Origin of the sequence: Streptomyces sp. NPDC050625 (assembly GCF_040654755.1) — a bacterium.
Taxonomy (GTDB): Bacteria; Actinomycetota; Actinomycetes; order Streptomycetales; family Streptomycetaceae; genus Streptomyces.
Genome location: NZ_JBFAIQ010000056.1, coordinates 1 through 26,854 on the forward strand (window position 1 = coordinate 1; position 26,854 = coordinate 26,854).

The 26,854-nt window shown below is 66.4% G+C and carries 15 protein-coding genes and 4 pseudogenes; 12 read left to right on the forward strand and 7 right to left on the reverse strand.

Translation table 11 applies throughout. The features are described 5' to 3' along the window. The 7 genes and pseudogenes from AB0I54_RS45625 to AB0I54_RS45655 all read left to right on the forward strand — a co-directional run. Positions 1-206: pseudogene (locus tag AB0I54_RS45625) on the forward strand (IS5/IS1182 family transposase); the annotation flags it as partial. A 9-nt stretch (positions 207-215) separates the two neighbouring features. Continuing rightward, positions 216-755: pseudogene (locus AB0I54_RS45630) on the forward strand (transposase family protein); the annotation flags it as partial. 880 nt (positions 756-1,635) lie between these two features. Beyond that, positions 1,636-3,480 (forward strand): 1-deoxy-D-xylulose-5-phosphate synthase, encoded by a 1,845-nt coding sequence (gene dxs / locus AB0I54_RS45635; protein WP_363302302.1) that lies wholly within the window; start codon positions 1,636-1,638, stop codon positions 3,478-3,480. Positions 3,481-3,858: 378 nt separating this feature from the next. Then, positions 3,859-4,935: a polyprenyl synthetase family protein gene (locus AB0I54_RS45640; RefSeq protein ID WP_363302303.1), complete on the forward strand. Its 1,077-nt coding sequence runs from the start codon at positions 3,859-3,861 to the stop codon at positions 4,933-4,935. Next, the gene (locus tag AB0I54_RS45645; protein WP_363302304.1) at positions 4,932-5,969 is read left to right on the forward strand and encodes a 4-hydroxy-3-methylbut-2-enyl diphosphate reductase; all 1,038 of its coding nucleotides are present in this window, start codon (positions 4,932-4,934) and stop codon (positions 5,967-5,969) included. The genes AB0I54_RS45640 and AB0I54_RS45645 overlap by 4 nt, the downstream gene beginning before the upstream one ends. A gap of 83 nt (positions 5,970-6,052) precedes the next feature. After that, positions 6,053-7,027: a terpene synthase family protein gene (locus AB0I54_RS45650; protein WP_363302305.1), complete on the forward strand. Its 975-nt coding sequence runs from the start codon at positions 6,053-6,055 to the stop codon at positions 7,025-7,027. Positions 7,028-7,315: 288 nt separating this feature from the next. Beyond that, the gene (locus AB0I54_RS45655) at positions 7,316-8,674 is read left to right on the forward strand and encodes a cytochrome P450 (protein ID WP_363302306.1); all 1,359 of its coding nucleotides are present in this window, start codon (positions 7,316-7,318) and stop codon (positions 8,672-8,674) included. 18 nt (positions 8,675-8,692) lie between these two features. Here the strand turns inward: AB0I54_RS45655 and AB0I54_RS45660 are convergent. From AB0I54_RS45660 to AB0I54_RS45680, 5 genes and pseudogenes are all read right to left on the reverse strand, one after another. Further along, positions 8,693-9,678, reverse strand: a pseudogene (locus AB0I54_RS45660) (IS630 family transposase). A 1,335-nt stretch (positions 9,679-11,013) separates the two neighbouring features. Next, on the reverse strand, positions 11,014-11,148 hold the full coding sequence (locus tag AB0I54_RS45665) for a hypothetical protein (protein WP_363302307.1): 135 nt from the start codon (positions 11,146-11,148) through the stop codon (positions 11,014-11,016). After that, positions 11,145-11,531 (reverse strand): hypothetical protein, encoded by a 387-nt coding sequence (locus AB0I54_RS45670; RefSeq protein ID WP_363302308.1) that lies wholly within the window; start codon positions 11,529-11,531, stop codon positions 11,145-11,147. The genes AB0I54_RS45665 and AB0I54_RS45670 overlap by 4 nt, the downstream gene beginning before the upstream one ends. Before the next feature lie 865 nt (positions 11,532-12,396). Beyond that, positions 12,397-14,061, reverse strand: a complete 1,665-nt coding sequence (locus AB0I54_RS45675) for an aldehyde dehydrogenase family protein (protein ID WP_363302309.1) — start codon at positions 14,059-14,061, stop codon at positions 12,397-12,399. 4 nt (positions 14,062-14,065) lie between these two features. Beyond that, positions 14,066-15,115 (reverse strand): histidinol-phosphate transaminase, encoded by a 1,050-nt coding sequence (locus AB0I54_RS45680; RefSeq protein ID WP_363302310.1) that lies wholly within the window; start codon positions 15,113-15,115, stop codon positions 14,066-14,068. Positions 15,116-17,477: 2,362 nt separating this feature from the next. On the opposite strand from AB0I54_RS45680, the pseudogene AB0I54_RS45685 reads away from it, so the two are divergent. Continuing rightward, positions 17,478-18,942, forward strand: a pseudogene (locus AB0I54_RS45685) (IS1182 family transposase); the annotation flags it as partial. 334 nt (positions 18,943-19,276) lie between these two features. On the opposite strand, the gene cynS reads toward AB0I54_RS45685, so the two are convergent. After that, a complete protein-coding gene (gene cynS / locus AB0I54_RS45690) occupies positions 19,277-19,720 on the reverse strand; it encodes a cyanase (protein ID WP_363302312.1) in 444 nt (147 codons plus the stop codon). 330 nt (positions 19,721-20,050) lie between these two features. Here cynS and AB0I54_RS45695 point away from each other — a divergent pair, with 330 nt between their 5' ends. Next, positions 20,051-20,221, forward strand: a complete 171-nt coding sequence (locus tag AB0I54_RS45695) for a hypothetical protein (protein WP_363302313.1) — start codon at positions 20,051-20,053, stop codon at positions 20,219-20,221. 96 nt (positions 20,222-20,317) lie between these two features. On the opposite strand, the gene AB0I54_RS45700 is transcribed toward AB0I54_RS45695, so the two are convergent. After that, positions 20,318-21,010: an alpha/beta hydrolase gene (locus AB0I54_RS45700; RefSeq protein ID WP_363302317.1), complete on the reverse strand. Its 693-nt coding sequence runs from the start codon at positions 21,008-21,010 to the stop codon at positions 20,318-20,320. Positions 21,011-22,261: 1,251 nt separating this feature from the next. On the opposite strand from AB0I54_RS45700, the gene AB0I54_RS45705 reads away from it, so the two are divergent. The 3 genes from AB0I54_RS45705 to AB0I54_RS45715 form a co-directional block, all read left to right on the forward strand. Then, complete coding sequence (locus AB0I54_RS45705) at positions 22,262-23,641, forward strand: right-handed parallel beta-helix repeat-containing protein (RefSeq protein WP_363302314.1); 1,380 nt, start codon at positions 22,262-22,264, stop codon at positions 23,639-23,641. 927 nt (positions 23,642-24,568) lie between these two features. Then, positions 24,569-25,195 (forward strand): response regulator transcription factor, encoded by a 627-nt coding sequence (locus AB0I54_RS45710; RefSeq protein ID WP_363302315.1) that lies wholly within the window; start codon positions 24,569-24,571, stop codon positions 25,193-25,195. Between the two features lie 958 nt (positions 25,196-26,153). Then, positions 26,154-26,854, forward strand: a 701-nt coding sequence (locus AB0I54_RS45715; RefSeq protein ID WP_363302316.1) for an APC family permease, incomplete at its 3' end; no start/stop codon positions are given.

The window sequence follows — 26,854 nt, forward strand, 5'->3', positions numbered from 1 at the left end:
CGTGCCGTACCGAGGCCGGTGGGAGAACTTGTCCGAGGGCCGGCAGGCCGTGAACCGCTCGCAGGCCAAGATCCGAGCCCTGGTCGAACCCGCCGTCGCCGCACTCAAGACCTGGCGGCTCCTGCGCAAGCTCCGCTGCACCGACCACCCGCATCACCAGCCTCGTCCAAGCCGTCCTCACCCTCCACCTCACCGGCTCAAACTGAGGTTGGAAAAGGCTCACTGCCTGGCGGTATATGGCCGAAACCATGGAGGTTCCGGCCGCGTGGGCACGGGGCCTGCGCGAGTGTCTCGCGGGCCTGGGCGAGGGAGACTTCGGCATCGTCGACGGGACGCTGATCCCCACCCACCCGGATCGCGGCCGACGAGCCGCTACTCCCAGAAACACAAGAAGTACGGCATCAACGTGCAGGTGATCGCCATCCCGGGCCGGACCCCACGACCTGACCGCGGCCCGAGCCCGCGAGATCGTCCAGGCGGGCCTCCACGAGAAGTCTTCGTCCTCGCGGACCGCACCTACCAGGGAGCCGGCGCCACCGTCCGAACTCCCTACTACGGCCGCCGCGAACACCCCGACCACTATCAGCAGTACAACCACGATCATGCCCGACTTGCGGGCTCCCGACGAACGCGCCTTCGCCCAGCTCAAGTTCTGGCGACTTCTACGCCGGGCCCGCTGCTCGACCAACCGCATCAGCCGGACCATCGCGGCCATCCGCACCGGGAGTCTCATGAATCAGGTGTGTACCTCCGCGAAGGAGTCACCTGATGTGCACGTCAACGGATCACCTGATCGAGGTGTGTGGCCGGGCAGCGCTCGCGGGAACTACTGGAGCCTGCCATCCGGAGCGGCCACGACCTGCACGTTCGTCCCGTGGCGGCGGTGCTTCATCGAAATAGTACGGCTCATCCGCCGCGGTGCGGTCGGTGGCGACCAGGGTGCTGTCGAGGAGCACAAGACGTCTCCGGCTGCATCTCGCGCAGTGCCTCGTGCGGGCTCGGTGCGCGCTCGGCGAGGATCTCGACCGTCTCAGTCACGTACCGGCCGACAGCCGCGGTAAAGACGCCGAACCCCGCGGCGACCTCGGCCAGGGTCTCGTCCTTGCGTCCGCGCGCTTCGACTCATCGAGGGCTGGGGCAAATTGCACCGACTGCACAGGAGCCTCGGCTACCGCAGTCGCACCGACGCGAGAGCGCGGACGCGGCCGGACCACCAACACCGACGGTGTCCGTCAAAACCGCACAAGCTCAGACCTCATGCGAGAGGTCGAGCATGGCACGAACGGTGCCAACAGGGAACCCATGTATAGACGTTGACGAGTGAGATCACGAGGGGCAACGACCAGGAGCAGCCCTGCCGTGGGACGGCCCCGACCGCCCAACGCCATTACCCGTGCACGACAAGATGGTCAGAGTCGAATGAACTCTGTCTGCACGCCTTTCACAAGGGAACAAGCTTGCATGCTTTGCGCGATCTCGACTTCGGTAAGCACTTCCGCTGAGGCAGGCTCCTGAGTTCACTTGGCTGCCACAGCCGCAGTTGGCGAAGCGCTCCCTCCTCCACTGGAAGCCCGCCGGTGCCTGCTGGCCGGGGCATAGGTAGATGCGTGTTCACCCACAGGAAGGGGCCAGTCAGTGACTTCCATCACCGATAAGCCTGTTCAACTCGACGGAATGGAACCGCGGATCCTTCGCCGGATGGACCGGGGTGAACTGCCCCGACTGGCGCAGGAGATACGCAGTTTCCTGGTCACCAAGGTGGCGGCGAGCGGCGGACATCTGGGTTCGAACCTTGGCGCGGTGGAGCTGACCATCGCGCTGCACCGGGTGTTCGACTCCCCCCGCGATGCGCTGCTGTTCGATACGGGCCATCAAAGTTACGTGCATAAGATTCTGACGGGACGGGCCGGGCATTTTTCAACGCTTCGCCAGGCTGACGGACTGTCGGGCTATCCGTCGCGGGCGGAATCACCCCACGATTGGATCGAGAACTCCCACGCCTCCACTGTTTTGTCCTATGCCGACGGCCTGGCAAAAGCACGCGCGTTGCAGGGCCATGAGGGCAGGGTGGTTGCACTGATCGGCGACGGCGCCCTGACGGGCGGCATGGCGTGGGAGGCCCTCAACAACCTCGGCGCGGCACCCGAGCAGCCCGTCATCGTGGTGCTGAACGACAACGGCCGCTCTTACGCGCCCACTGCAGGCCGGGTCGGCATGCTGCTCGCCGACGTCGGCAGTGGACGACGGGAGGTGGACTCGCAACACGAACCCGTTCCCAGCGTCCTGCAGAACAACCTCTTCACCGCACTCGGCTTCGCCTATGTCGGGCCTGTGGACGGCCATGACGAGCAAGCACTGGAAAGGGCGCTCCGCTGGGCCCGGGATCTGGGCAGACCAGTGGTGGTCCACGCGGTAACTGTCAAAGGCATGGGCTACGCCCCGGCGGAGAACGACCCGGCAGAGTGCATGCACGCGATCGGTCCCATCGACCCGGCAACCGGTGTCGCTGCAAAGCCTGCCAAACCGACGTGGACACATGTGTTCGCCGAGGAGTTGTGCCGGCTCGCAGAGCAGCATCCTCAGCTTGTTGCCATCACTGCGGCGATGCCGGGTCCGACCGGGCTGGCGGACTTCGCCGCTCGGTACCCGAAGCGATTCTTTGACGTCGGTATTGCCGAGCAGCACGCCGTGACCTCCGCGGCCGGCCTGGCGATGGGCGGGGCTCACCCCGTTGTCGCCATCTACTCCACCTTCCTGAACCGCGCGTTTGACCAAGTGCTCATGGACGTTGCTCTCCATCGGCTCGGTGTGACGTTCGTTCTGGACCGCGCAGGGATCACCGGTCCGGACGGGCCCTCCCACCACGGCATGTGGGACGTCAACCTCCTGGCGATGGTTCCCGGACTGCGCTTGGCCGCGCCCCGCGACCCCCATACGCTGCGCCGCGCCCTCGCCGAGGCCGTTGCACACGCCCATGGGCCGACGGTGGTGCGCTACCCCAAAGCTTCGGCGGATGCCGACATCCCGGCCATCCAACGCCACGGGGACGTAGACCTGCTGACGTCGACTCACAAGGCCAAGGATGTGCTGCTGGTCGTCTACGGCCCACTGGCCGAGCCGGCGCTTCTGGCAGCAGCCTGGCTCGAGGCATGTGGCATCAGCGTCACCGTTGCAGCGCCTGTATGGGAACTCCCGGTAAGCGGCGCTCTGATAGATCTGGCAGCGCAACACGATCGGGTCGTGACAGTCGAAGACGGACTCGCTGATGGCGGCGCAGGCAGCCGCCTCACCTATGCCTGCCGCCAAGCAGGAGTGAACACACCTGTCCACAACTGCGGCCTGCCCACCAGTTTCACGCCTGCTGGTGACCGCGGCGGACTGCTTGACCAGGCAGGGCTGTCAGCGGGTCAGCTCGCTGATCACATCCTCACGGCCTGCGGCGAAACCGGGGATCTCACCATCGCGCAGAGGCCGGCATGACGACCACCCATCTCGGCCTGCCCACACCGCCTCGACGCTTCCCGCGCCGCTCGGCTCGGCAAATCCATGTGGGCCGTTGCCGTCGGCGGCGGAGCCCCGGTCAGCGGGCAAACGATGACGACGACACGGACGGGGGGACGTCGACGGCACCCCGCAGCAGATCGCCACGTGCGTCTCCGCGGGCTGCGACATCATCCGTGTGGCATGCCCGAACCAGGAAGGTGCCCGCGATGCCGACATCGGCGCCTCGTGCGGCAACAGCAGAGGCCAGATCTCTGTCCGCGGTGACGTCATACGCACCGTTCCCGAACATCACATTGTTGAGGCCCTGCTCGACGAGGCCCTCAAGCTCACCGCCGCCCCTCTGTAGGAGATGCTGTGACCACCGCTCCCATCGCCCCCAGCACGTTGTCCCTGTCCGATACGCGAGGGCGCATAGACCGGACTCTGCACACCTTCATGTTGGAACGCCGTTTCGACGATCCGCGCCTCAATCACGCCGTCAGCCTGCTGCACGACTTCGTGCTCCGCGGCGGCAAACGTGTACGCCCGCTGATGGCCTGTGTCGGATACACCGCCGTCACCGGGAACAACCCCACCCCTGCGGTACTTAAGGCCGCCGCCTCACTGGAGTTGTTCCACGCCTTCGCCCTCATACACGACGACATCATGGACGGCTCCGACACCCGGCGAGGCCGTCCCAGTCTCCACCGCGCGCTGGCGGACTCAAGCAACCTGTCCGATGAGCCAAGCGCCGAACGGGACGGTGTCGGCAGGGCCATCCTCCTAGGCGATCTTGCCCTCATGTGGTCGGACGAGATGCTGCACTCCTGCGGCTTCACCGCGGCCCAGCGAACCGCCGTGCGGCCGGTTCTGGATGCCATGCGCACCGAGGTCATCGGCGGTCAGTACCTGGATCTCATAGCTCAATCCTCACTGACAGCAGACCTCGACACCGCCTTGGCGGTCGTGCGTTCCAAGACCGCCAAATATACCGTCGAGCGCCCTCTGCACCTTGGGGCTGCCTTGGCCGGCGGTACACGACGGCAAGTAGAAGAACTTACCCAGTACGCCATCCCGCTGGGCGAGGCCTTCCAGCTGCGCGACGACCTCCTGGGTGTCTTTGGCGATCCCAAAGTGACGGGCAAGTCCCGCCTGAGCGACCTGCGTGAGGGCAAGAAGACGGCCCTGATCGCGATCGCGCACCGTGATGCCGCCCCGGCTCACCGCGCCCGACTCGACGCCCTGCTGGGCAGGCCCGGGCTCACCGAAGGCGAAGCAGAGCAGATCCGCAATATCCTCACCGTTTGCGGAGCCCGCCGCGCGGTCGAGCAGATGATCGCCGACCGCTGCCGACGGGTGTACAACTGCCTCGATTCTGTTAGTCACCTCAGCCCCCGCGCTGTCCAGAATCTGCGGATCCTGGCAGACAGTGCCGTGCGGAGAACATCATGACGGCTCGCCCCAAGCGCGTGCTCCTGGCAGCACCACGCGGATTCTGCGCCGGTGTGGTGCGAGCCGTAAAAGCCGTGGAACAAGCGCTCGAGACATACGGGCCACCCGTGTATGTCCGCCACGAGATCGTGCACAACAAGCGAGTCGTCTCGGACCTGCGCAAGCAAGGTGCGGTGTTCGTCGAACGCACCAGCGAGGTGCCGCGAGGAGCTGTCGTCCTGTTCTCCGCCCATGGGGTTGCACCAGAAGTCCACAAGGAAGCAGCCCGACGGAATCTCACGGTCATCGATGCCACCTGCCCGTTGGTCACCAAAGTGCACCGTGAGGTTACGCGATACGCCCAGCAGGACTACGACATCCTCCTGATCGGCCACGAGGGCCACGAGGAAATCACCGGGACACTGGGCCACGCCCCGCAGCGCATTCAGATAGTCGCCGGTCCAAGCGACATCGAGCACATCCAGGTCCGAGACCCCAACCGGGTGGTGTGGGCGTCACAGACCACCCTCAGCGTCGACGAAACGATGGAGACGGTCCAAGCCCTGAAGCGTAGATTCCCCCGCCTGCTCTCCCCGCACCACAACGACATCTGCTACGCCACGCAGAACAGGCAGCACGCGGTGAAGAAGATGAGCCCCGAAGCCGATCTCGTCCTTGTTGTCGGCTCGTCCAATTCCTCCAACAGTCAGCGACTGGTAGAAGTAGCCCTGGACTCCGGTGCCCCCCAGGCTCGCCTCGTGGACCATGCCGACGCCATCGACACAACCTGGCTGCATGAAATGTCCACCATCGGCGTCACCTCCGGTGCTTCAGCTCCCGAAATCCTTGTCCAGGACGTCCTGGCACTGCTGAACGAGCACGGTTGGACGGACGTCACCGAAATCACCGCAGCAACGGAATCCGTGAGCTTCGCACTTCCCAAGCCGCACTGCAGCACCCTTTCCCGATCCGACCCCGGACACCGGCACGGGCACCACGCAGGCGCCGTCACACCCGTTGCAAGTCTGACCGAGCCTCGCGGGAGAATCTCATGACAACACCGGCACTTGCTCCTTTGGCCGTCCCTGCTCTGTGGTGCCCCTTCGCTGATGCCGGCTTGCATCCAGCGCAGCAGGAGATGGAATCCAACGCCCTCAACTGGATGCAGGACCTGGAGCTCGCACGGGATGCTGAGCAAGAGCGCCGGGTGCGCGCAATAGGCTGCGGCGAGTTGGGTGCCAGAACCGTCGAAGCCCACGCGCCGACAGCCCTGACGCAAATCTCCGTTGACAGTCTGCTGTGGCTCTTCATCTTCGATGACACCTACTGCGACGAAGGAACCCACAGCGCCGACCCGGCAGCGATGAGCCTGCTCGTCGCACGACTCCTTCGGATAGCCGAAACAGGGACTTCCCCAGCCGTCATGACCGCCCATGAGAAAGCCTTCCTGGACCTGCGCCGCCGCATTGCCGCAACAGCCTCCCCCACACAGCTGATGCGCTGGATCGACGCACTGCGGTCCTACCTGGCATACCAGGCGTGGGAAGCTGCGCACCGCGCCCGGGGAACCAGGCCGGAGACGGACGCTTACCTGACCGCACGCATCGCCAACGGCTCGATGCCGGTCTGCTGCGCCGTCTTGGACATCACCAGCGGATTCGAGGTGCCCGCACAGGAGATGAACCGGACGGACGTGCGCGCGCTCACCGAGATGTGCTGTGCCCTGGTGGGCTTGGACAACGACATCATGTCGCACTGGAAGGAGACATTGCGCTGCGGTGATGGGATCAACCTCATCGACGTCCTGGCTGCGGACAACGCCTGTACGCCGGAGGAGGCGCTGCCGATGGCCATCGCCATACGCGACAGGATCCTCACACGCTACCTGCAGCTGCGCGAGACCACCGAAGGTCGCCTCGGAGCCGAGGGAGAGCGGTACCTGAAGCTTCTTGATCAATGGATCAGAGGCAACCTGGACTGGGGCCTCGGTAGCGGTCGCTATCGCAACCCCGACAATCCAGCCGTCCTGCCCGACCACGTCACAGCCTGCGCACCGCGACCGTCCGCCGGCCCGCTGCCCTACGCTGGAACCGCCTGGTGGTGGGCTGTCTGAGGTTTCCCCGAGATGCGGGGGTAGGTGACAGCGGATCAGATGGTGTGGGGAAGAGGAACGCCGTGGTTGCCCGCCCATCCCACCCGCGTACGCGAGCCCGTCCGCACGGCATTGGGATCCCGAACTGCTCGGCCGGCGCACTCCCTTCCAGCTCGAGGACAAGCACCACGCCAGCCGGACAACAGAACCAGAAGCAACGTCAATGACTACTGACTGGCTGATCAGCACCTCGCCCTCGACCCAGGAGCTTCAGCCCGGTCATCAGGCCACCCACCCAGAGGTGCACGGATGTCGGTCGTGAGTTACAAGTGCGCTACAGCTCCCGGCAAATTGCCGGTGCTGGGCAACCTGGCTTCTCTTCTTATCAACCCGTTGTCCTTCTTCAGCGCTCTGCCTTCGTACGGTGACCTGGTGTGGATTGGGCTCGGCCCCACGCCGGCCCTCGTCGTCTGCCACCCAGACCTCATCCACAAGGTCCTCACCGACGACCGCACCTATGCCAAAGGCGGTGTGTTCATCCAACGGGTACGGACGCTTGTCGGCGACAGCATCACCACAGCAGACCGTCCACAGCACCGGCGCCAGCGCCGCATGATGCAGCCCGCGTTCCACACCGACCGTCACAGCCAATACGCGCGCATCATGGTTGAGGAAACCAAGGCGGCCCTGGAAACCTGGCCCACGGATGAGAGCCTCGAAATATACCCGGCGATGCAACAAATCACCACCCGAATCGCCGCACGGACGATGTTTGCATCCCCGATGGAACCAGAAGTGATCGACGAATCATGCCGCGCTCTGGGAGAGATCATCAGCGGCTCGGGGACACGCATGATCCTGCCATCTCCCCTGGCCCGTATCGCCACCCCGGGGAAGCGCAGATTCGATGACGCTCGCCGACGGATGCGCAACATCACTAACAGGCTCGTCGACGAGTACAAAGCCTCCGGCAAGGACCACCACGACCTGCTGTCGCTCCTGCTCTTCGCTCGCGACGAGGAGGGCCGTCCCCTCTCGCAGCAGGAAATAGCAGACCAAGTGATCACCATTTTCCTCGGAAGCGTGGAGACCACGGCCTCAACACTCGGCTGGTGCCTCACCCTCCTTGCCTCACATCCTGACCTCGAAGAACGTGTACACCACGAAGTCACCTCCGTCTTGCAAGGGCAAGTCCCCACTGTTGAAGACCTGGACCGACTCCCTCTCGTCAAGGGCACAGTCCTGGAATCGCTGCGTCTACACCCTCCCGGCTGGCTGCTGACCCGCGTCACGAGCAGTGTTGCGACCCTGGGAGGCCAGAGCGTACCTGCCGGGACCACTGTCATCTACAGCCCCTACTTGATTCATCGCCTGCCTTCCCTCTTTCCCAACCCTGAGAAGTTCGACCCCAGTCGCTGGAGCGAGGACCGCAGAATTCCCCGTGGTGGGTTCATTCCGTTCGGCGCAGGCTCCCGGCAGTGCATCGGCGACAACTTCACCATGATTGAGGTACCCCTGGTCCTTGCCATGCTGGCCGCCTGCTACCGCATCGCCCCGTGCCCGTCGTCCCCCTCCCCTGCCCGACGTATCCAGTTTCTTCATGTGCCCTCAAAATTGCGTGTACGGGTTACGAAAGCGCCGAACCGTCCAGGTGTGTCAAGTTATTGATCAGAAACTCAAGGGATTCTATTCAAGGATGTACCGGACGTGTGGGCCGCGGAAATAGCCGCGGATGATGTGTGGCTGACACTGTGCCGGTGGCAGAACCGGCGGGCCTCGGCTGCGAGTTGGGCCTGGTCGCGGGTCCGGCCGCGCATCGGCAGGCTCCGCTTGAGGTCGGCATTGACCAGTTCGTTGGGGTTCAGCTCCGGCGAGCAGGACGTCAGGAAGCGCAGTGCGATGCGGTCCGGGTGATCGGCGAGCCAGGCGTGGACCTTGCGGGAACGGTGGGCAAAGTGTCCGTCCAGGACGAGGTGCACCTTCCGTTCGAAGTGGCCCGCGAGTCGATCGAGGAAGCGGCACATGATGTCGGCGTCGAAGGTCTCGGTGAACACCATGAAGTGCATCCGGCCCTTGGTGTTGATCGCGGACATCGCGCCGACCGAGAACCGGTTGCACGTACGGCGCAGGATGGGCGTGCATCCCTTGGCGCCCATCGTGCGTCCGGTGACCTGGTCGGAACGGATGCCGACCTGGTCGGCGAAGAGCACCTCGGCACTCTCGGCCTTCGGCTTCACGTGGATCGCCGACCAGGCCTCCTCGCGCCGGACGCGGACCGCTTCCGTGTCCTGCTCGACGGCCCGCTTGGCCGGGCGCTGAAAGGACAAGCCCCAGCGGCGCATATCCTTGCCCACACGCTGCTCGGTCAGCCGCACCCGTTACAGCTTCGCGATCAGGTCCCCCACCCCCGGCGCATGTCCACAGTTGCCTCGCCAGGCCCAGGTCACAGGGCCGGTGATCCAGTACAGCCTGCCGGATCGCCCGCTGCTCGACCACATCGGCCACCTGTTATTCGCCGACCCGGCGCGCCCGCGCGGCTGGGCCACGAGTGCCTCACGTCCGCCTGCCGGCCACTTCGCCCCAACAGTTGTCCACGGCTTTGAGTGAGACTGGAACACTGCCGCGACATCCTCTCGAGGCTGGCCCGCCGCCAACGCGGCCACCGCCCGCATCCGAAGGGCCTCCTGCACCGACGGCGACAACTGGCGCGTATCACCCACCAGTTTACTCACGCAGGGACCAACGCCCCAGAAAATTTTCCGTTTCGGATCAATAGGGAAACAAAACACGGCAACCTTGCGGAGCTTGAAACACCGAACTCCATGATCCACAAGGGCCGTGCTCGCCTCGCAACCGGCGTCAGTCGGGCACTCACATGATCCAGCCGGGCGAAGGTGACTCACCCGCGGGCCCTGTCTACGATCGCGCGCTATTGCATGGAGGAAAACCTCAGCGCCGCCGGCTTTCCCGCACTACCTCGTAGGGGTCCGGCTTGGCCCTTGCCCCTGCCTGGACCCCGATGGATTCGCCATATGAGGCAGCGGGTTGGTTCCGCCTGTCGATGCCGAATGCCCGCTCGTCTGCTGGGAGCCCTGCGCATATTCAGGCGGTGGCTCCTTGGCAGCCTCGGCGTAATTCGGCGGGCTCTTAATTAGTTTAATATCGAGCAGTCGATACCTTAGGCTCTCTGGGCAGTCCGAAGGAAGGCCATGCTCCCCAAAATCGGCGAGCGCTTTCCCTAGGTGAATATATTGCCCGTTCTTTGCCGTTTCCTGGTAAGTTTTCAAGATGGTCAGACGCGTCTCTTTTTCTCTAAGGTATCTTTCCAGCACCTCATGAAAACCTTCCCAATATATCTCTCGCTCATTTGGCATAAGCCACCCCTTGATCGATTGTTCTGTGTATGGGTGTGACGTTAGCACCCCACCGGATGGTAATTGCTCGAATCGCTGACGAATACTCCATGCACATCGCCTATCGAAACGGCGATATGAGCCATGAGGCAGCGGCATGTCAGCAACGCCGAAGCCGCCCAAAAAAATGGGCTGACCGCCGGCGCACGGCTCGTTAGCCCTTCCTCGATAGCTGCAGCCCTTGCTGTCGGCGAAGCCGCAGACCCAGGCGGAGCACCCGGACGACGCGAGGTCGAACGGCCTGGACAGGCGATAGCGGCAGCCACAACCGGCCTGCGGGTAAGGGCCGTAGCGACATCCAGGGTCAGTGACATCGATCTTGCGAGAAGACCGGGTGACTGACTTCCGAAGACATCGCGAAACGGCTCCCGTTCGGGTGACACAACAAGGGCGGCATCGCCGTCAGGCGGAAAGGACTCGCCGCTCAAAGCAACCATCCCGCCCCGCTCCTCTCACACAGGCAGTCTCCGCTGAGACGAACAAAAAGCATCACGCCCTGGCACCAGCCCAGTGAGCTGCAACCACCGCTACACAACCACTACGTACACCGAGCCGCAAAGGATCAGTCCCGCGCCTACCGAGCCCCGCGGAGAGTCAGTCCACCCGGTTTGGTCTGGGGATGCCGTGGAGGGTCAGGACGGCTTCGGGTGACCGCGCGAGTTGGGCGCTGGCGATGTCGGCCCGGCCAGCGCGGTGGAGACCGCGGGCCAGGGCAGGCAGGGCGGTCATGACGGCGGAGGTGCGGTGGCGCCGGACCTGGCCGGCGTCTTCGGCGAACGGGACGTGTTTGGTCCAGTGGACGGTGTTCTCGATAGTCCGGTGGTCGCGTGCCCAGGCCGCGACTTTTGCGCGGCGGCCTGATAGGCGGCCACGCCGGTGACGGCGTAGACGGTTTCGGTCTGCCATTTCCCGGCGTCGCTGCGGCGCCGCTTGCGGTAGTTGCGCACGAACTGCAGGGCGTGAGGGAAAGGGAGCCTGTCGACGGTGACGATCTCGACCTCGCGGACCTCATTGCGCCGGTCTCCACGGGTGCGGGAGCGTTCCAGGGCGGTGACCTGCTTCCAGGGCAGCGCTCTCAACCGGCCGGCGACTGCGGGCTCGTTGTTCTTCACCCACAGCAGGGACTGGCGTCGTGTGGCTCGACGAGGCAGCGGGCCTGGTCCCTTTCTGGGCGTGCAGGACGTCCACGGTGGTCATGGCGCCGGTGAGGTCGGCTGCGTCGATCCAGTCGGGCAGCGGGGCGAATTCGGGGATCTCGTGGGTCTTGGTGCCGACCTCCCGCAGTGCGGCGGTGAGAGTGTTGTCGTTACCTCATGGTGGTCGTGGACGGGTCCGGCTCCGCACACCATGATGCTTGTGCCTGCGGCCTGTCCGTCAGAGGCCTGCCACTCGCCGAGACACCCCGTAGGCCGCGCGGAACGCCCGGCTGAAGTAGACAGCGCTGAAGAGACCCCACGGTGTACGACGGCGGCGACAGCCGGTCTCGTCCGGCGCGGGCAGACGAGTCCCGTCGGCACTCCTCAAGACGCCGGCGCCTGATCCAACCGGCTGTCGTCTCGTCCTGCCTCTGGAACAGACGTTGCAGATGGCGTAGGCACGGTTCCGCAGCAAAAGCGTCTGCTGGGCGGCGTCGGCTTTCGTGGCGTCCTGGCCGAGCCGTTCGGCGACGACAGCCGACGAGGGCCATGGCCACGCCGTCCTCGCCCCTGAGGGTGCAGGGTCTCGGCCATGCCGGTGGCGTGCAGCACCCGAGATCCCCTACGTCGAGCATGTCGCCTTCGTGACAGGCGACTTCGACGTGCTGGCGCTGGCCAGGAGCCGGACAACGTGCTGCTGCGCCGGGTTGTGCTGGAGAGCAGCCAGGCGATTTCGGGTGTGCGGTCGACGCGCACCTGGTTGGTCAGATGCGCGGGGGCGGGGCCGACTGGACCGCCTGACCGTGGGCGGCGTACCGCCACCCACGGCGGAACGCCCTGCTCATACGTCCGCCAGATGGGCCGGCACGGGCGCGTGCCACCGGGACCGTAGGGCCCGGAACCGTCCGGTCACGAAGTGGGCGCCCGCCGTGGGGAGGTCCGCCCCGGCCGAGGAGGGATCGGCGGGGTGGTCGTCCGCGACGTTCTGTACGAGGTGCACCCCGGCGTCCAGCGCGGCGGTCTCGGCGGCCGCGAGCACCAGCGGATCGGTCGAATGCACTCCGGCGTACAGGGCGCCGTGCCGGCCCACGGTGGCGCGGAAGACGGCCAGGCTGTGCGCGGTCGAGTCGGTGCCCACCAGGAACGAGACCGGCCCCGGCCACTGACGGGCGTAGACCCGCTTGTCCCGCGCCCCCAGCCGCACGAGCAGCGGTCCGCGCAGATCGGCGCCGGGATGGTCCGGATGGTGCAGCGACCGGGACGCGCACAGCACGGGCCCGTACCGTGCGGCCTCCGCCTGCCCCGCCCGCACCTCGTCACCGGTGGTCGCCCCCAGCAGCCGTGCCGCCCGCGCCGGATGCCCGAGCAGCCGGTCCACGGCGTCACCGAGGTCGGCCCCCAGTTCCCTGGGAGTCTTCGGGCCCACGTCGGTCTCGACGCCTGTCGTCGGCACCAGGATGTTCTGCGGCGTGGTGCGAAGCGTGCCGCTGCACAGGCACAGAGAGTGCGCGAGTCCCCGTATCAGGCCCGCGTAGTCGTCGGTGGAGTCGACGACTACGGTGTTCAGCCCGGTCCGGTGGGCGAACACGGTTGCCTGGCGGGCGTGTTGCTCCAGCCAGTCGGCGAACGGCGCCGAGCCGGTGAAGTCGACGATGCGCACCTCCGGGTCCGTGGCCAGCCTCCGGTGCAGCCGCTCCTGGGGTTCGGCTGCCGCCAACGTCACGGTGTCGGGATCGTGGCCGGCTTCCGCGAGCACCTGCCGCGCCACGCGCACGGTGATCGCCAGGGGCAGTACGGAGCGCGGATGCGGTGCCACGATCACGGGATTGCCGGTGACCAGACTGGCGAACACGCCCGGAAGGCCGTTCCAGAGCGGATAGTCGGGGCAGCCGACGAGCAGGGACACTCCGCGGGGCACGACGGTGCAGGTGCCGTGCATCGCCGGTGGCTGCCCGCGCCGCCGGGTGCTCTCCCAGCGCAGCTCTGCGGGGACCCGCACCGACTCGGCGAAGGCATGGGCCACGACCTCCAGCGCCCGGTCCTGGGCACGTGGCCCGGCGGCCAGGAACGCGGAGCGCAGGGGTTGGCCGGTGGTGTGGTGGACCGCGAGGGCCAGCTCGTGGCTGCGGATGTTCAGCCGGTGCAGTATCTCCACGGCCAGCCCGGCGCGCTGGTGGGCACCGGCGGCACGCCAGCCGGGCATCGCCCGCCCGGCTGCCGCCACCAGGACAGCGGGGTCGCAGCGCGGGTAGCCGATGCCCATGGCGATGCCGTACGGGGAGGACTCGGTGGCCACTCGTCCGAGTTCACCGGGCTGGTCGAGGTCGAAGGGCCGTCCCAGCAGGGATCCGAAGACCTTCCCCGCCGTCCGGGTGGACCTCATGCCCGCGTCGGCGGCGCTGTGTTCCGCTGCGTCCGTGAACGGCGCACGGCAGTGGCCGATGGAGACGGCCCGTACCGCCTTCTGGAGCAGTTCGCGATGCCGCTCGTAGGGACCGGGACGCACGCCTTCAGCCTCTCCAGATCGCGGCGAGTGCGAGGAGGGCGTCGTTCTCCTCCGGCAGCCCGACCGTCACCCGGACGCCCTCGCCCGGGAACGGACGGACCACGACCCTGCCTTCGAGGCAATGCAGGGCGAAGCTCGCGGTCTCGTCCGCGAGCGGGAGCCATACGAAGTTCGCCCGAGAGTCGGGCACTTCGAAGCCGAGTGCGCGCAACCGCCTTGTCATCCGCGCCCGTTCGACGGCGGTGAGCGCCGCACGGCGGGCGACCTCCGCACGCTCTCCGAGGGCGACCACGGCGGCCTCCTGAGCGAGAGCGCTGACACTGAACGGCACCTGGGTCTTGCGCACATGGGCGACGATCTCCTCGGGCGCCACGCAGTAGCCCGCGCGCAGTCCCGCCAGTCCGTACGCCTTGGAGAACGTGCGCAGCACCACGACGTTGGGGCGGTCGCCGAGGAGAGACAGGGCGTCCGGGACCAGCGCCGGGTCTGCGTACTCCCGGTATGCCTCGTCCACCACCACCAGCACGTCCTCGGGCACACGGTCCACGAAGTCCCGCAGCGCCCGTTCGCCGATCCCGGTGGAGGTGGGGTTGTTGGGGTTGCAGACGAGAACAAGCCGGGTCCGGCCCGTGACCGCCGCGGCCATGGCGTCGAGGTCCAGGGCGTGGTCGCGCAACGGGACCTTCACTGCCGTACCGCCCGCGACCGCGGTGAGGATCGGGTACGCCTCGAAGGACCGCCAGCCGAAGACGACCTCGTCGCCGGGGCGGTCGAGGACCGAGTGCAGCAGTTGACCGCAGACCTCTGAGGAGCCTGCGCCCACCGTGATCCGCTCGGGCTCGACCCCGTGGTGCTCGGCTATGGCCCGCACCAGTCCCGCGGCGCTCATGTCGGGGTAGCGCGACACCCCGCCCGCCAGTGCGGCGAGCCTTCCGGCGACCCCGGGCAGCAGCCCGTACGGGGATTCGTTGCTGCTCAGAACGACCGCGCCGGGCAGTTTGCGGCCCGGGACGTAGGCGGGGAGTTCCGCCAGGGACGATCGGACACGCACCATGCTGGGACTCGCTTCCGAAGCGATGGGGCCCGGGACCGTACCACCGGGCACTTGACAGGGAAATCGTGAAGAGTGGGCGACAGACCCTCAACTGTTCGGAGAATACGGCGACGAGTCGCTGGCGTTCGCCGCTCCGGCGGCAAGGCGTCTCCGGGCCGGACGGTATCGGGTCTTGCCGCGAGATGGACTGCGGGAGCGGCGTCGGACGCGGGTTCGCGTCCGTTGATCATAGATCGGAGACATGCCGCTCTCGGCCCCCGCGACAGCCGACCCGGTCTGCCATCGGGAGAGCCTGTCCAGGACCCGATTCACGCACGGCTCATTGACGCCACTGGCGGCGGCGATCTCTCTGCTGACGGCCGAGCGTTCCACAACGGCCGTCGGTGCGCGGGGCGTCGGCGGCCGGGGCAATGGCCGCTGGTCGGCGAACGAGCGGACCACGTGGCTGCATCCCCGCCGTGTCGTTCGGCCTCGACGCGACCGGAGAGGAGGCGGCTCACGTGATCCGCCCGCCGGGCACCGGCGACGGACAGCCGCTCTGCGAACCCTTCGCCTGTAGACCGAGTGCCGGCGGCAGACCGCCCACGGCGGCGGGGACGACCGAATTCATCCTGCGCCGAACCCTCCTCCACGTTCAGAACACACCAAGAAGTCCGACCCGGCGACGCCCTGGTCCTCGCGCACACCAACATGGCCTGCCGGTCCGCTCTCAAGCGGGCCGGCCGGAGCCAGCGGCGAGGCTGAAGGGACTGGATGCGGGAGATCTTCCGGGCGGACTACGCTCATCAGCCGCCACCTGTCGAGAACGCGCAGGGCAAGCAGATGCTCGCCCTGCTGCGGGAGTTGGAGGTAGTCTGCGCGGCCTCGGACGACCTCGCAAAGGCACTGGAGGAGGCTTTCCCTCATCACGCGCACGCTGACGTGACCCCCAACTTCCCCAGTCTCGGCGACAATCTCGACACTCCGGCGCTCGCCGAGATCGGAGACGACCGCCGCCGCTTCACCGATGCCCGCGGACTGAAGGCGGCAAGCCCACTATCGCCGACGGCAGAGGCACGGCGACCGGCATGCCCAAGCCCAGCGGCATCTGTTCAACGGCCAATGGCGGGCTTGCGAGCAGCCTTCTTGAGGACGTTCCGTTGCTTAGCTGGCTCTGACGGCTGGCCCTGCTGGTCCTGCTGGCTCCGCGCCGCTGATGTGCCAGGGGCCACCAATCTGGCTGCTGCCGCAATTCTCACAATTTTTCTCGCCCACACCTTGGGGATCTCACTCAACGTGGGCTCAAACGCGTCGGGATCAAAGCCAGAGCCTGGTTTGGGCGGCGGCGCGGCGACCGGCCTCCGTTGAGCCACGTTAGGCTGGAGAGCGGCATCAGTCGATGCGCCGGCGAAGTGTGATTGACCCTGTTCCCTCGGTTGCCCGTTCGAGGCTGCGGAAGCCGGTGGCAGATCAAAGTAGCTATTGACTATAGCCGCAATTGTTTCTTCGTGGTTTGGGGCGGCGTTGCCCATACTCTGACTCCCTGTAGGGATTCGCACCTCGAAGGGAGCAACGCGGGATTCTCCCTCTGAGATCAATCTATGGGCCTCCCCCGTGTAGAACTCTGCAGCGGAATTTTCGCTATCGCTCACAACCCATTCCATTCAGTTGAATAGTTACTTTGCCTGCCTACTCACAGATACGGACAGGCAAGGACCTGGGTTCAGCCTGGATCCACTGTTCAAATCCTGATTTGGCTTTTTGTCGGTTCCAGGAGGGTATTTCAGGTTTCGGGCAGGGGTGGCCGCCGATGACCGTTCCGGTGGCGGGTCTCCAACACCTTCGGATCGAGGGCGGACGTTCAGGTCGGGCGGTCAGGCGCGCAGGCAAAAGGTGAGACAGGCAGGGACGTGAGGTTGCGGGCATGGTCGCCGGGTCAGCCAGGCGACGTTCGCGGTGAGCTTCTCCGGGGGCAGGCGAGCGAGAGCGGAGTCCTCCGTGTCGGCGAAGGCCTGCTCGACGATGACGGAACAGCGGTGGTCGGCTTTCGCGTCGAGGAAGGCGAGGCGGGTGACAGCGAAGCGGTGAACGGCGAACAACTCGCCCTGTCGGGGCCTGGGCGGTGTTCAGTCGCCGGACGCGGCAGACCAGGAGCTGGGCGGTGGTGGGGTGCTCCTTCCGTTTCCCGGTGAACGCGCAGTAGGAGGTTTCCGCGACCTCGGCGTCGCAGACCCGGCACTGTCAGTCGTCGTCGAAGACGGCGTTCGGATACGTGACCACTGTCCGGGCACCGGGGTCGACGCCCGCGATGACCTGGCCAGGGCTGTTGCAAAGTCTCGTGATCTTGGTCTGTTGCTGATCAGGTATGCGTGGTGGGGATGGGCTGTTCGAGGCCGAGCCGGTCGAGAAGAGGCGGCCGCAGGGTCGTCCGGCGGCGGTGGACAAGATGTTTCGGGCGTTCGACCCGCACCAGGTGTTGCTGCCGCCGTCGCTGGACGACTGCTGCCGGAGGACCACCTGGCCCGGTTTGTTGCCGACCTGGTCGACGAGGTGCTCGACCTGGGGCCGATCCTCGCGGACTGCACCGAGAAGCGGGGTTACCCGCCCTACGACCCTCGACTGATGGTGCGACTGCTGATCTACGGCTACATCACCGGGGTCCGCTCCTCGCGGGCGATCGAGCGTAAATGTGCCGACGATGTCGCGTTCCGGTTCCTGGCCGCCGACCAGGCCCCGGACTTCCGCTAGATCGCCCGGTTCCGCCGCCGTCACCTGGACGCGCTGGCCGACTTGTTCATCCAGTCGCTGCGCCTTGCCATGACCTTGGGCATGGTCAAGATGGGCCGCGCCGCGCTGGATGGCACGAAGCTGGGGGCCAGCGTCTCCAAGCACAAGGCGATGAGCTACGGCCGCCTGGTCGACAAGGAAGAGCGGATCGAGGCGGAGATCGCCTCCTTGGAGGCCCGGGTCCAGGCCCTGCTGGCCGATGCGGAGGCCAACGACCACGCCGAGGACCAGGTCTTCGGTCCCGATGGCAAGGACACCGACCTGCCTGCCGAACTGGACCGGCGGGAGAAGCGTCTGGCGAAGCTGCAGGCTGCCCGCGCGCAGATCGAAGCCGAGGCCGCCGAGAAGGCCCGCCGTCACGCGGAAGAGAAGGAACGCCGCCGTCAGGAACGGGCTGGCACCAGCGACGAGCAGGCTGTCACCGACGCGGGCAACAAGGCTGCCGCTGGGCCCGGCCCAAGCCCAAGGCCCGGGCCAACTTCACCGACCCCGACTCACGGATCATGAAAAACAGCGACGGCGCCTACATCCAGGCATACAACGCCCAGTCCGTCGTCGATGAGAAATACCAGGTCATTACCGCCGCCGACGTCACGACCAACCCCTCGGACGCGCTGGACTACACCAGCATGCTCGACCAGTCGGCTGCCAACACCGGTCACCACCCCAAGCAGGCCCTCGTCGACGCCCGATACTGCTCCAAGGCCAACCTGGAAGCCGCCCAAGAGCGCCAACTGTCCTGCGGCACCGACACGTTCATGGCCACCGGCCGCCTTGCCCACGACGAACAGGTCCTGCCCGCACCACGCGGACGCATCCCGGCGAGGGCCACGCTGAAGGAGCGCATGGCCCGCAAGCTGCGGACCAAGCCCGGCCGAGCCGCCTACAGCTGCCGAAAAGCCATCGTCGAACCCGTCTTCGGCCAGATCACTGCCACAACGGCCGCCAACTGCTCCTACCTGGCCAGGACGGGGCCCGCGGAGAGGCTACTGGCCGTCTGCCGCAATCTCCGCAAGATCTTCCGAACCTTCGGAACCGCCGGACTCGCCGCCGCGATCAGCTACCGGCCCGGCCACCGGCCGCCCTCGCCGAGCCACGAAACTCAGCAGCACACGACGCTCCCGAGCACCCCAGGCCGCAACCGGGCGATCACCGTCGATCCCGCCGATCACGACCACCCGGCCAGTCGCCACTTACTGAGACACGTTCCTAGCCGAGGGAGGCGTTCTGCGTGGCGCAGCCGTAGCCCTGCTTGACCCGGCGTCGATGGCCAAACACCGCACCCGATACGCTGCCCGGCGGCAGGTTGCGGTACGCCACCGAGCTCCCGGTGAACACAAGACACTTCCTGGTTCCAACCCCAGTCCCGGCCCCGGACTACAGATGGATCCAGGCTCAGTAAGGCTTGTAGGGCAGGAACTTGCCGCTCATGGTGATGCCGACTCGGTCGCCGGCGTCGTCCTCCTGGCGAACCACTTCCATGCGGAAGTCGATGGCGCTCATGATGCCGTCACCGAATTCCTCGTGGATGAGTTCCTTGAGCGTTGTGCCGTAGACGCTCACGATTTCGTAGAGCCGGTAGATGAGAGGGTCTGACGGCACCGGCGTGTCCAGCGTGCCTCGGGCCACGGGCACCTGCAGTACGGCAATTGCTTTGTGAGGGAGCTTGAAGATGGCGGCCACCTGGGCTGCCTGCTCCGCGGTGAAGGCCATCTGTCCAAGGCAGGCGGCCGTGACCCACTCCTTGCTTCCGCCGAGTACCGTAGCCACGTCTGACCACCGGATACCGTTTTGGATCTTCGATTCCATGATCCGCTCGGTGACTTCGCTTCTATTCATGTCTCGCCTTCTGCTTTCGGGGGAGTTGCCTGTCGCCAGGCCGCGCGCACCTGGCTGATGGTCTGCTCAGCGGACCATGCGGCGCCGGCCAGGAAACGGAAGTTGATCAGCACAGCCAGGTAGCCGTCGCCTTCGGGCAGTCGGGGTCCGGCGCTGGCGACGCGGACGGCAACCTCGAACCCCTGCTCGAGCAGTCTCGGAGGTGCCCCTCGGTGCACAGGTTGGCGGCCATGCCGACAAGGATCACCTGTGAGATGCCACGCTTGCGCAGTTGGAGGACAAGGCTGTTCGACTCCGGACTGACGATCCTGTGCGGCGGACAATCAGGTCATGCCTTCCGTCATCGCCGAGCGAGTCCAACCGCACGGCTCCGGCTGGGAATCTTCCGCCGAGTCGGTCGAACGCGCCATGACCTGGCTCCACGGCTTCCTGTGCATGCGAACCCGCTGGAACGGCGCGACGACATCCACGAAGCATTCCTCGGTGGCGTCACCTGCCTGATCACCTTCCGGCTGTTGGCGCCCCTGTTGGGACCTCCAAACGCTTGAGGTGTTCTACGGGCGGGCAGGACACGGCTGTTCGGGCGCCGACGCTGAGCTACGCCGCTGGGAGGGGGCAGCCGGCTTCTTCGAGTGCGATGCGCGCGAGAAGAGCGGCAAGTTCCAAGGGCATCGACAGGAACGGCGAGTTGCCGCTCGGCAGCCGACAAATGGTCTTGGCCCGGGCAGCGAGCTTCTCCTGTGCCTGGGGCGGCAGGGACTGGTCCTGCTCGCAGATGACATAGGTGGAGGGAACGGTTCGCCACCCCGCCTTTGTCACGCGCTCACTGAAGGATCTCAGGCTTTGCGGCACTAGCCGTTGCACCGCTCGCGCAGTCTCTGCTTCGGACACATCGGCATAGAGAGCAGCGTCGCTGTTTTCCGCCGGCGGGATGACGCCTTTCGGATTCTCCGGTTCGGGAGCGCCATGGAAGCCAAGCAGACTCTCTCCCACGTCCAGTTGATATCCCGCGAGGTAGACGGCATGCGAGACGTTGGGGGCCTCGGCGATGGCTTGGGTGACTGGAATGCCGCCGTATGAGTGACCGACGACCACCACGGCTCCCTCGATGCCTGCAAGGGTCTCCTGGATGACCTGCGCGTCCCCGTGAACGCCGGCGAGCGGATCGGTGGCCGGGACGCCTGGCCTCACGGCGCTGGGCAGTGCGACCGTGCGAGTCGTCCAGCCGTCGTCAGCGAGCGCAGACTCGAGTCTCTCCCAGCACCAGGGGCCGTGCCACGCTCCGTGCACCAGGAGCAGAGTGGGACGGGGTACTTCGGTGGTAGCCAAGTCAAATCTCCTAGCGGTTCGAAAAGGGCGGCTCGGGGGAGCTGCGGATCCCGAACAGCACGAGTCACGAAGCTGCTTCCATCAAGCGGTGCAGCCACACCCTGTATCGGCGCAGCCGGGGGCTGCGCTGTGCGTGACAAGCGGCATGGGCGCTGGTGTGCGGAGCACCGTACCCAGGGACGGCAGGTCCCTGAATCGCTGCGACGAGCCGTGACAGCGTCGCGTTCCTCCGCCTTCTCGGCCGGGATGACCCCGGTGGGTCAACGATTGTTGATGCGCATCCGAAGGCCGAATGGGGCATCTACGAATGCCGCACCCGCCGCAGGTTGCTTCGTGGCCGGCAGCCCAAAGGCTAGATTGAATTGGACGCCATGTCCAACGCCTTGTCCAGTGAAGGTCCGTGACACCTGTGGATCTTGAATTGACTAGACTGCCCAACGGGCCGTCGCTTGCGGTCGACGACTCCCGCTGCCTCACGACGTTGCCGAACAAATCCACGGCGGGTTCCTCGCCGCTGGTTGCTGGCCCGGTTGTGCGTTCCATGTGTGTCTGCTCCACTCTCCATCCGGCGGCAGCCCCGAAGCCTCGTCCCCCATCGCGCCGGCATCGGGCGGGCATGGCCGGACGGTCGCGCCGCACCTCCGCGAGTGACGTGCGCGGTGCTTGCCGTTCGTGACGCTGGATGGTCAGCGCCGCCGACGACGGCGGCCGGGCTCCGTGCTGACCCGAGTCCCAGAGCCGCTGTGCAGTCACGACCTTAGGAATTCCGGCGCGGCAATCGGGCGGCTGCGCCGGACTCTGCCCCGGTAGACCTGGAAACATTCCCTCGCGTACCGCAGCGCCGCTGGGATCGGGTCCTTGTCTGAGCTGCGGCTCTAGCATGCGGCTGCGGGAAGTTGGCGGTGCGTCGGGGTCCTTTGACGCGCTGCATCTTTCACATGGATTGAATCCAGCTCATGTCGAAGGAAGCAGATGAAGCGACGATCACTGGCCCGGCAAGCGGACGGAGTACGAGGGAGGCTGGAGCGACGCCTGGGCTCTGCTGGTTCCCGCGTGCGAGGGCGTTCGGCTCTGGTGATCGGAACCGTTCTGGGCCTGATCGTCACGGGTCTGACCTGGTTCGGCCCGACCGTCTCTGTAGCCTCGGCCGCCGGTTGCATACCCTCTGGGACAGACGCTGACATCACCGCTGCACTTGCAGGGGCAGGAGACGTGGCGGAACTCTGCCCGGGCGCCGTCTTCAACCTCAGCAAGACCGTCTACTTCACTGCCCCTGACCAGCGCATCGAGACTCAGGGTCTCCCCACCGACGGGACCCGGGCCGTCCTTCGGGTCGCCAGCACCACCCTGGCGATGGCCGTCTTTGGACACGACCAGTCCGGTGCGGTTCTGCAGAACGTCGAAGTGGACGGCTCTCGATCGCAGTACGGACGGCTTGCCAACGCTGACGCGCTGATCGAGATGGGTGGCAACAGCACCGGCCAGGCCGTGCGCAACGTGTATGCCCACCACACCCGCGGCTGGTCGGACCTCCACCTGTTCGGCGGCGACTCGGCCGGTGGCGTACCCGCGTGCCAGCAGGCCACGTTGTCCGGCAATCTGCTCACCGACGCGGGCACGGACACGCCGGAGGGCACCTGGGCGGACGGCATCTCCCTGGACTGCGGCCACACCCTGGTGGAGAACAACACCATCCGGGATGCCACCGACGGCGGCATCGTGATCTTCGGTGCTCCCGGCTCGACTGTCCGGAACAACACGATCACCGCCGCGACCAAGGTGCTTCTCGGCGGCATCAACATGGTCGACTACGGCCCGGACGGCGGCAACTACACGGGCACCGTGGTGTCGGGCAACACGATCGACGCTGCGGGTTCCCTGATCAAGATCGCCGTGGCCATGGGCCCGCTGCCCTGGGGATGTGGTTCCACCGTCGTCAACTACGGCGCCACCGTGACGGGAAACACGCTCAGGGGCGCACACATGGGCTACGGGTTCGTCGCCAACGGTGTCCGAGACTGGACGGTGACCGGCAACACCGACAGCTCCACGCATGTGGGCTATGTGAAGGCCTCCAACTGCTCGGGCTCCATCGCCTCGGCACCGAGCGGATTCCAGTCCGCGTCCGTCAGCAACAGCACGCTGCAGTCGGACTTCCTCCCCAACCAGTCCCTGACGGGCCTGCTCGGACTGACGGAACGCCCCACCACCATAAGCCTCAAGGCGAACAACGGCCTGTTCGTCACAGCGGAGGACGCCGGCGCGCAACCACTCATCGCCAACCGCACGCAGGCCGGCCCATGGGAGGCGTTCGACGTCACCTACCTCAGTGGTGACCAGGTCCAGCTGCGGGCGGAAGCCAACGGACTGTTCGTCACGGCTGAGGACGCCGGCACGCAGCCGCTGATCGCCAACCGGACCGTCGCCCAGGGCTGGGAGACATTCCGCATGATCAGGAATCCCAACCGGACCGTCAGTCTGGTCGCCGAGGCCAACGACATGTACGTGACCTCCAACAACGGCACCGCACCCCTGATCGCGAACCAACCCGCCAACAACGGCTGGGAGAAGTTCACTCTCTACGCCGACTGATCACGAATCGAACAAAGTCCACCGAAAAGACAACTTCCGGGAATTTTCTCCCGGATCAACGAGCCGCTGCCGAAAAGCACGCTCAAGCTGTCGGTACTGCGGCCTGGCGCAGGGGCGGCGGTGTTCCGGACAGTGGCCGTTCCGTAGGCCCCTCGCCTGCGAAACTCCGCACTCCAGTCAGTGGCCCGCAGAGGGTTCCGGAGCGCAACGCGAAGGCGACGGCGCGGGGGGCGGTTGCGCAGTCCGAGGCGGTTCATTGTGTCGCTGTGCCCTGGCTAGAACCTCTTCACGACCGTCTCGGTAAGCAGGATCAGAGGCACCGGCGCCGGTCTCACAGCCCTTGCAAGGACCTGAAGTCGGGCGATCTGGCTGACTGAGTATCAGAATGCGATCGGGCATCCATCAGCGGCCAGAAGCATGCGAGGCGTTCCCGGTCCTCCCCGTGGCGGTCTCTCTGAGACGTTTTCCGGCTGCCACCCCCACGCGAACTGACGCCGTACGAGCAGTCCGCGTGCCCTGAAAGGCTCGATCAATCCAGTATGTACATCACCTCGTCCTCACTCACTGTGAAGGAAGACGAGAACCGGCCCGCGGTCTCGTTCGCCGGCAGCCCTGCGGAGCCAGGCATGGACCCAGCTCAGGCCTTCCTGCGAGTGATCAGCGCAGCGATGGGGTTCAGCTCTCTAAACGCCGCCCGACGCCGTCGTCGCGCGGGGGGCTGGTTCCGGAGGCGGCCGGGCGGCCGGTGAGGACGTTCGCGCGGCCCACTGTCGGCGCGGCACTCCCGGCCGATGCCGTTCCCCAGCGGTGACCAGCCGGTCGTGGGACGGGGCGGAGGGCAGGGCCTGGTGGCCGCTCTGACCACCGAGGCCGGCGGTTGCAGTTCCGCTGTGCCGAGGCGAGGCGTCCCAGGAAGGACGTTTGAGGATGATCTCGATCGCAATCCTCGCGAGTGACCCAGTCACCGGGGAGGGAGCTGCCTCCTGCCTGAAGAGGCAGCGGGGACTGACAGTGCTGCCCCGGGAGGAACACGAGCGGGCGGACGTGGTTCTGATGCTGACGGTGGCCGTCGTCGAGGAGACCATGCTGCTCATGGAGGCCGTCGCCGCCCGCTCGGTCAATCCGCGCATGGGAATCGTGCTGGTCACCGGAAGCATGACAGAAGGCCAGGTGGTGCGGGCGGTGCAGTTCGGCCTGCGCAGCGTGATATGGCGTCAGGACGCCGGGTTCGACCAAATCGCCAAGGCCATCCGAGGTGTCGCCGACGGATGCGGCGTGCTGCCCACTTCGATCCAGGGCTGGCTGATCAACCACATCGGAGCGGTCCACCGCGACGTACTGGCGCCGATGGGGCTGACCCCGTCCGGACTGGAGGCCCGCGAGGTTGAGGTGCTGCGACTCCTCGCGGACGGCTTGGACACGACGGAGATCGCCCAGAAACTGAATTACTCCGAGCGCACCATCAAGAACATCATCAGCGGCATCATGAACCGCCTCGGACTGCGCAACCGCACCCACGCGGTCGCCTTCGCACTGCGCTCCGGAACCCTCTGAGGGCGAGGTGGCATGGGCATCCGGGCCCTGGCGGGGGAAGATCACCGGGGATCGGAGGCCGTGAGCCCCGGCTGTGACGGAGCTATGCCTGGGGAGCACGGGCGGCGCTTGCCTGCGAGCTCCGCCCGTCGGTGTCAGGAAGCGGTGGACATGGTAAAACGCTCCCAGGATGGTGCCCGAGACCACGCTCCCCGGTTTAGTTGCCGTTCATCGGCGCGAAGTCGACCATGTTGATCCCGCCGAGCAGGACCTTGGTCCGGTCGGTGATCGTGTTGTCCCTGACCGGGGAGCCCGGTGCCCCGAAGATCACGATCCCGCCGTCGGTCGCGTCCGTGACGGTGTGGCGCGCGACCTCCGCCGCCGCGTTTCGCCGTGGCGAGGTCCCCGCGCGGCCCCGCGTGATCGGCAGGACAGTGGTCGTAGCTTCATTGCTTCCTTCGACACGAGCTGGATTCAGTACACATGAGCTGGATTCAGTACCTGCGAAAGGTGCAGTACGTCAGAATTGCCTCGCCGGTGCGTCGCCGGCATTCCGCGGCCGCATGTTAGGGCCGTGGTGCGGACAAGGACCCGATCGCGGCCGCGCCACTGCACGCGAGGGAAGGATTCCAGGTCCTGCCAGGCAGAGTCCGGCGCGACCGGGCCTCCCGCCGCGCCGGGACTCCTACGGTCGTGGCCGGGCAGCGGGTGCAGGAGTTCCCGCAGGCGAAGCCCAAGGCCTGCGGCGGGGTGCGGGGAATGTCACGGTTGGGCATCTAGGCCGCCTCGAGAGAACCCCGCCGTAATCCGCTCCGTAGCAGGGACCGACGGGTCCACCTCGAAGGACGCGCAGCGGGCCACCGGCCTCGAACCCGAATCCCTCGTGTCTTCGTGGCCGAGGCCGCTTCGGCTGCCCCCGGCAAGTCTGTCGGAACGAATTTACCTCCTCGTGTCGTGCAGCACGGAAAGCAGCGCATCCATGAGCAACAACAGGGGCAGAGGGCTTCAGGCCAACGCCCTCAGCATGTTCGACACCCTAGTGATGGCGGTCGCGGGCAGCGCCCCCGCGTACTCCCTGGCCGCGACCACCGCCGTGCTCGTCGGCGCCGTCGGACTCGCAGGCCCCGCGGCGCTGTTGTACTGCGCGATACCCATGCTGGGCATCGCGCTGGCGTTCAGCTACCTCGGCCGGATCGATGTGAACGCCGGCGCCAGTTACTCCTGGGTGGGGCGCACCCTGCACCCGTTCCTGGGCTTCGTCAGCGGCTGGGCGCTGGTGGTCTCCGCGACCATCTTCATGGTGGCCGGTTCGCTGCCCGCCGGTTCGATGACGCTGGCCCTGTTCGACGAGAACCTCGCGGACAACACGGCCCTGTCCACGGTGGTGGGCGCCGCGTGGTTCATCGTGATGCTCGCTGTCGTCCTGGGCGGTGCCCGGCTGACCGTCCGCGCGCAGTTGCTGATGTCCGGCGTCGAGCTGGTCGTGCTGGGCCTGTTCGCGGTGCTGGCGTTCTTCCACACCGGTGATGCCCGCGCCTTCGACTGGTCCTGGCTGGGCTTCTCCCGCTTCGACGGGATGGCCGGGTTCGCCTCGGGCGCGCTGATCGCCGCGTTCTACTACTGGGGCTGGGACGTCACCAGCAACCTCAGCGAGGAGACCCGCGACAGCCGTCGTACGAC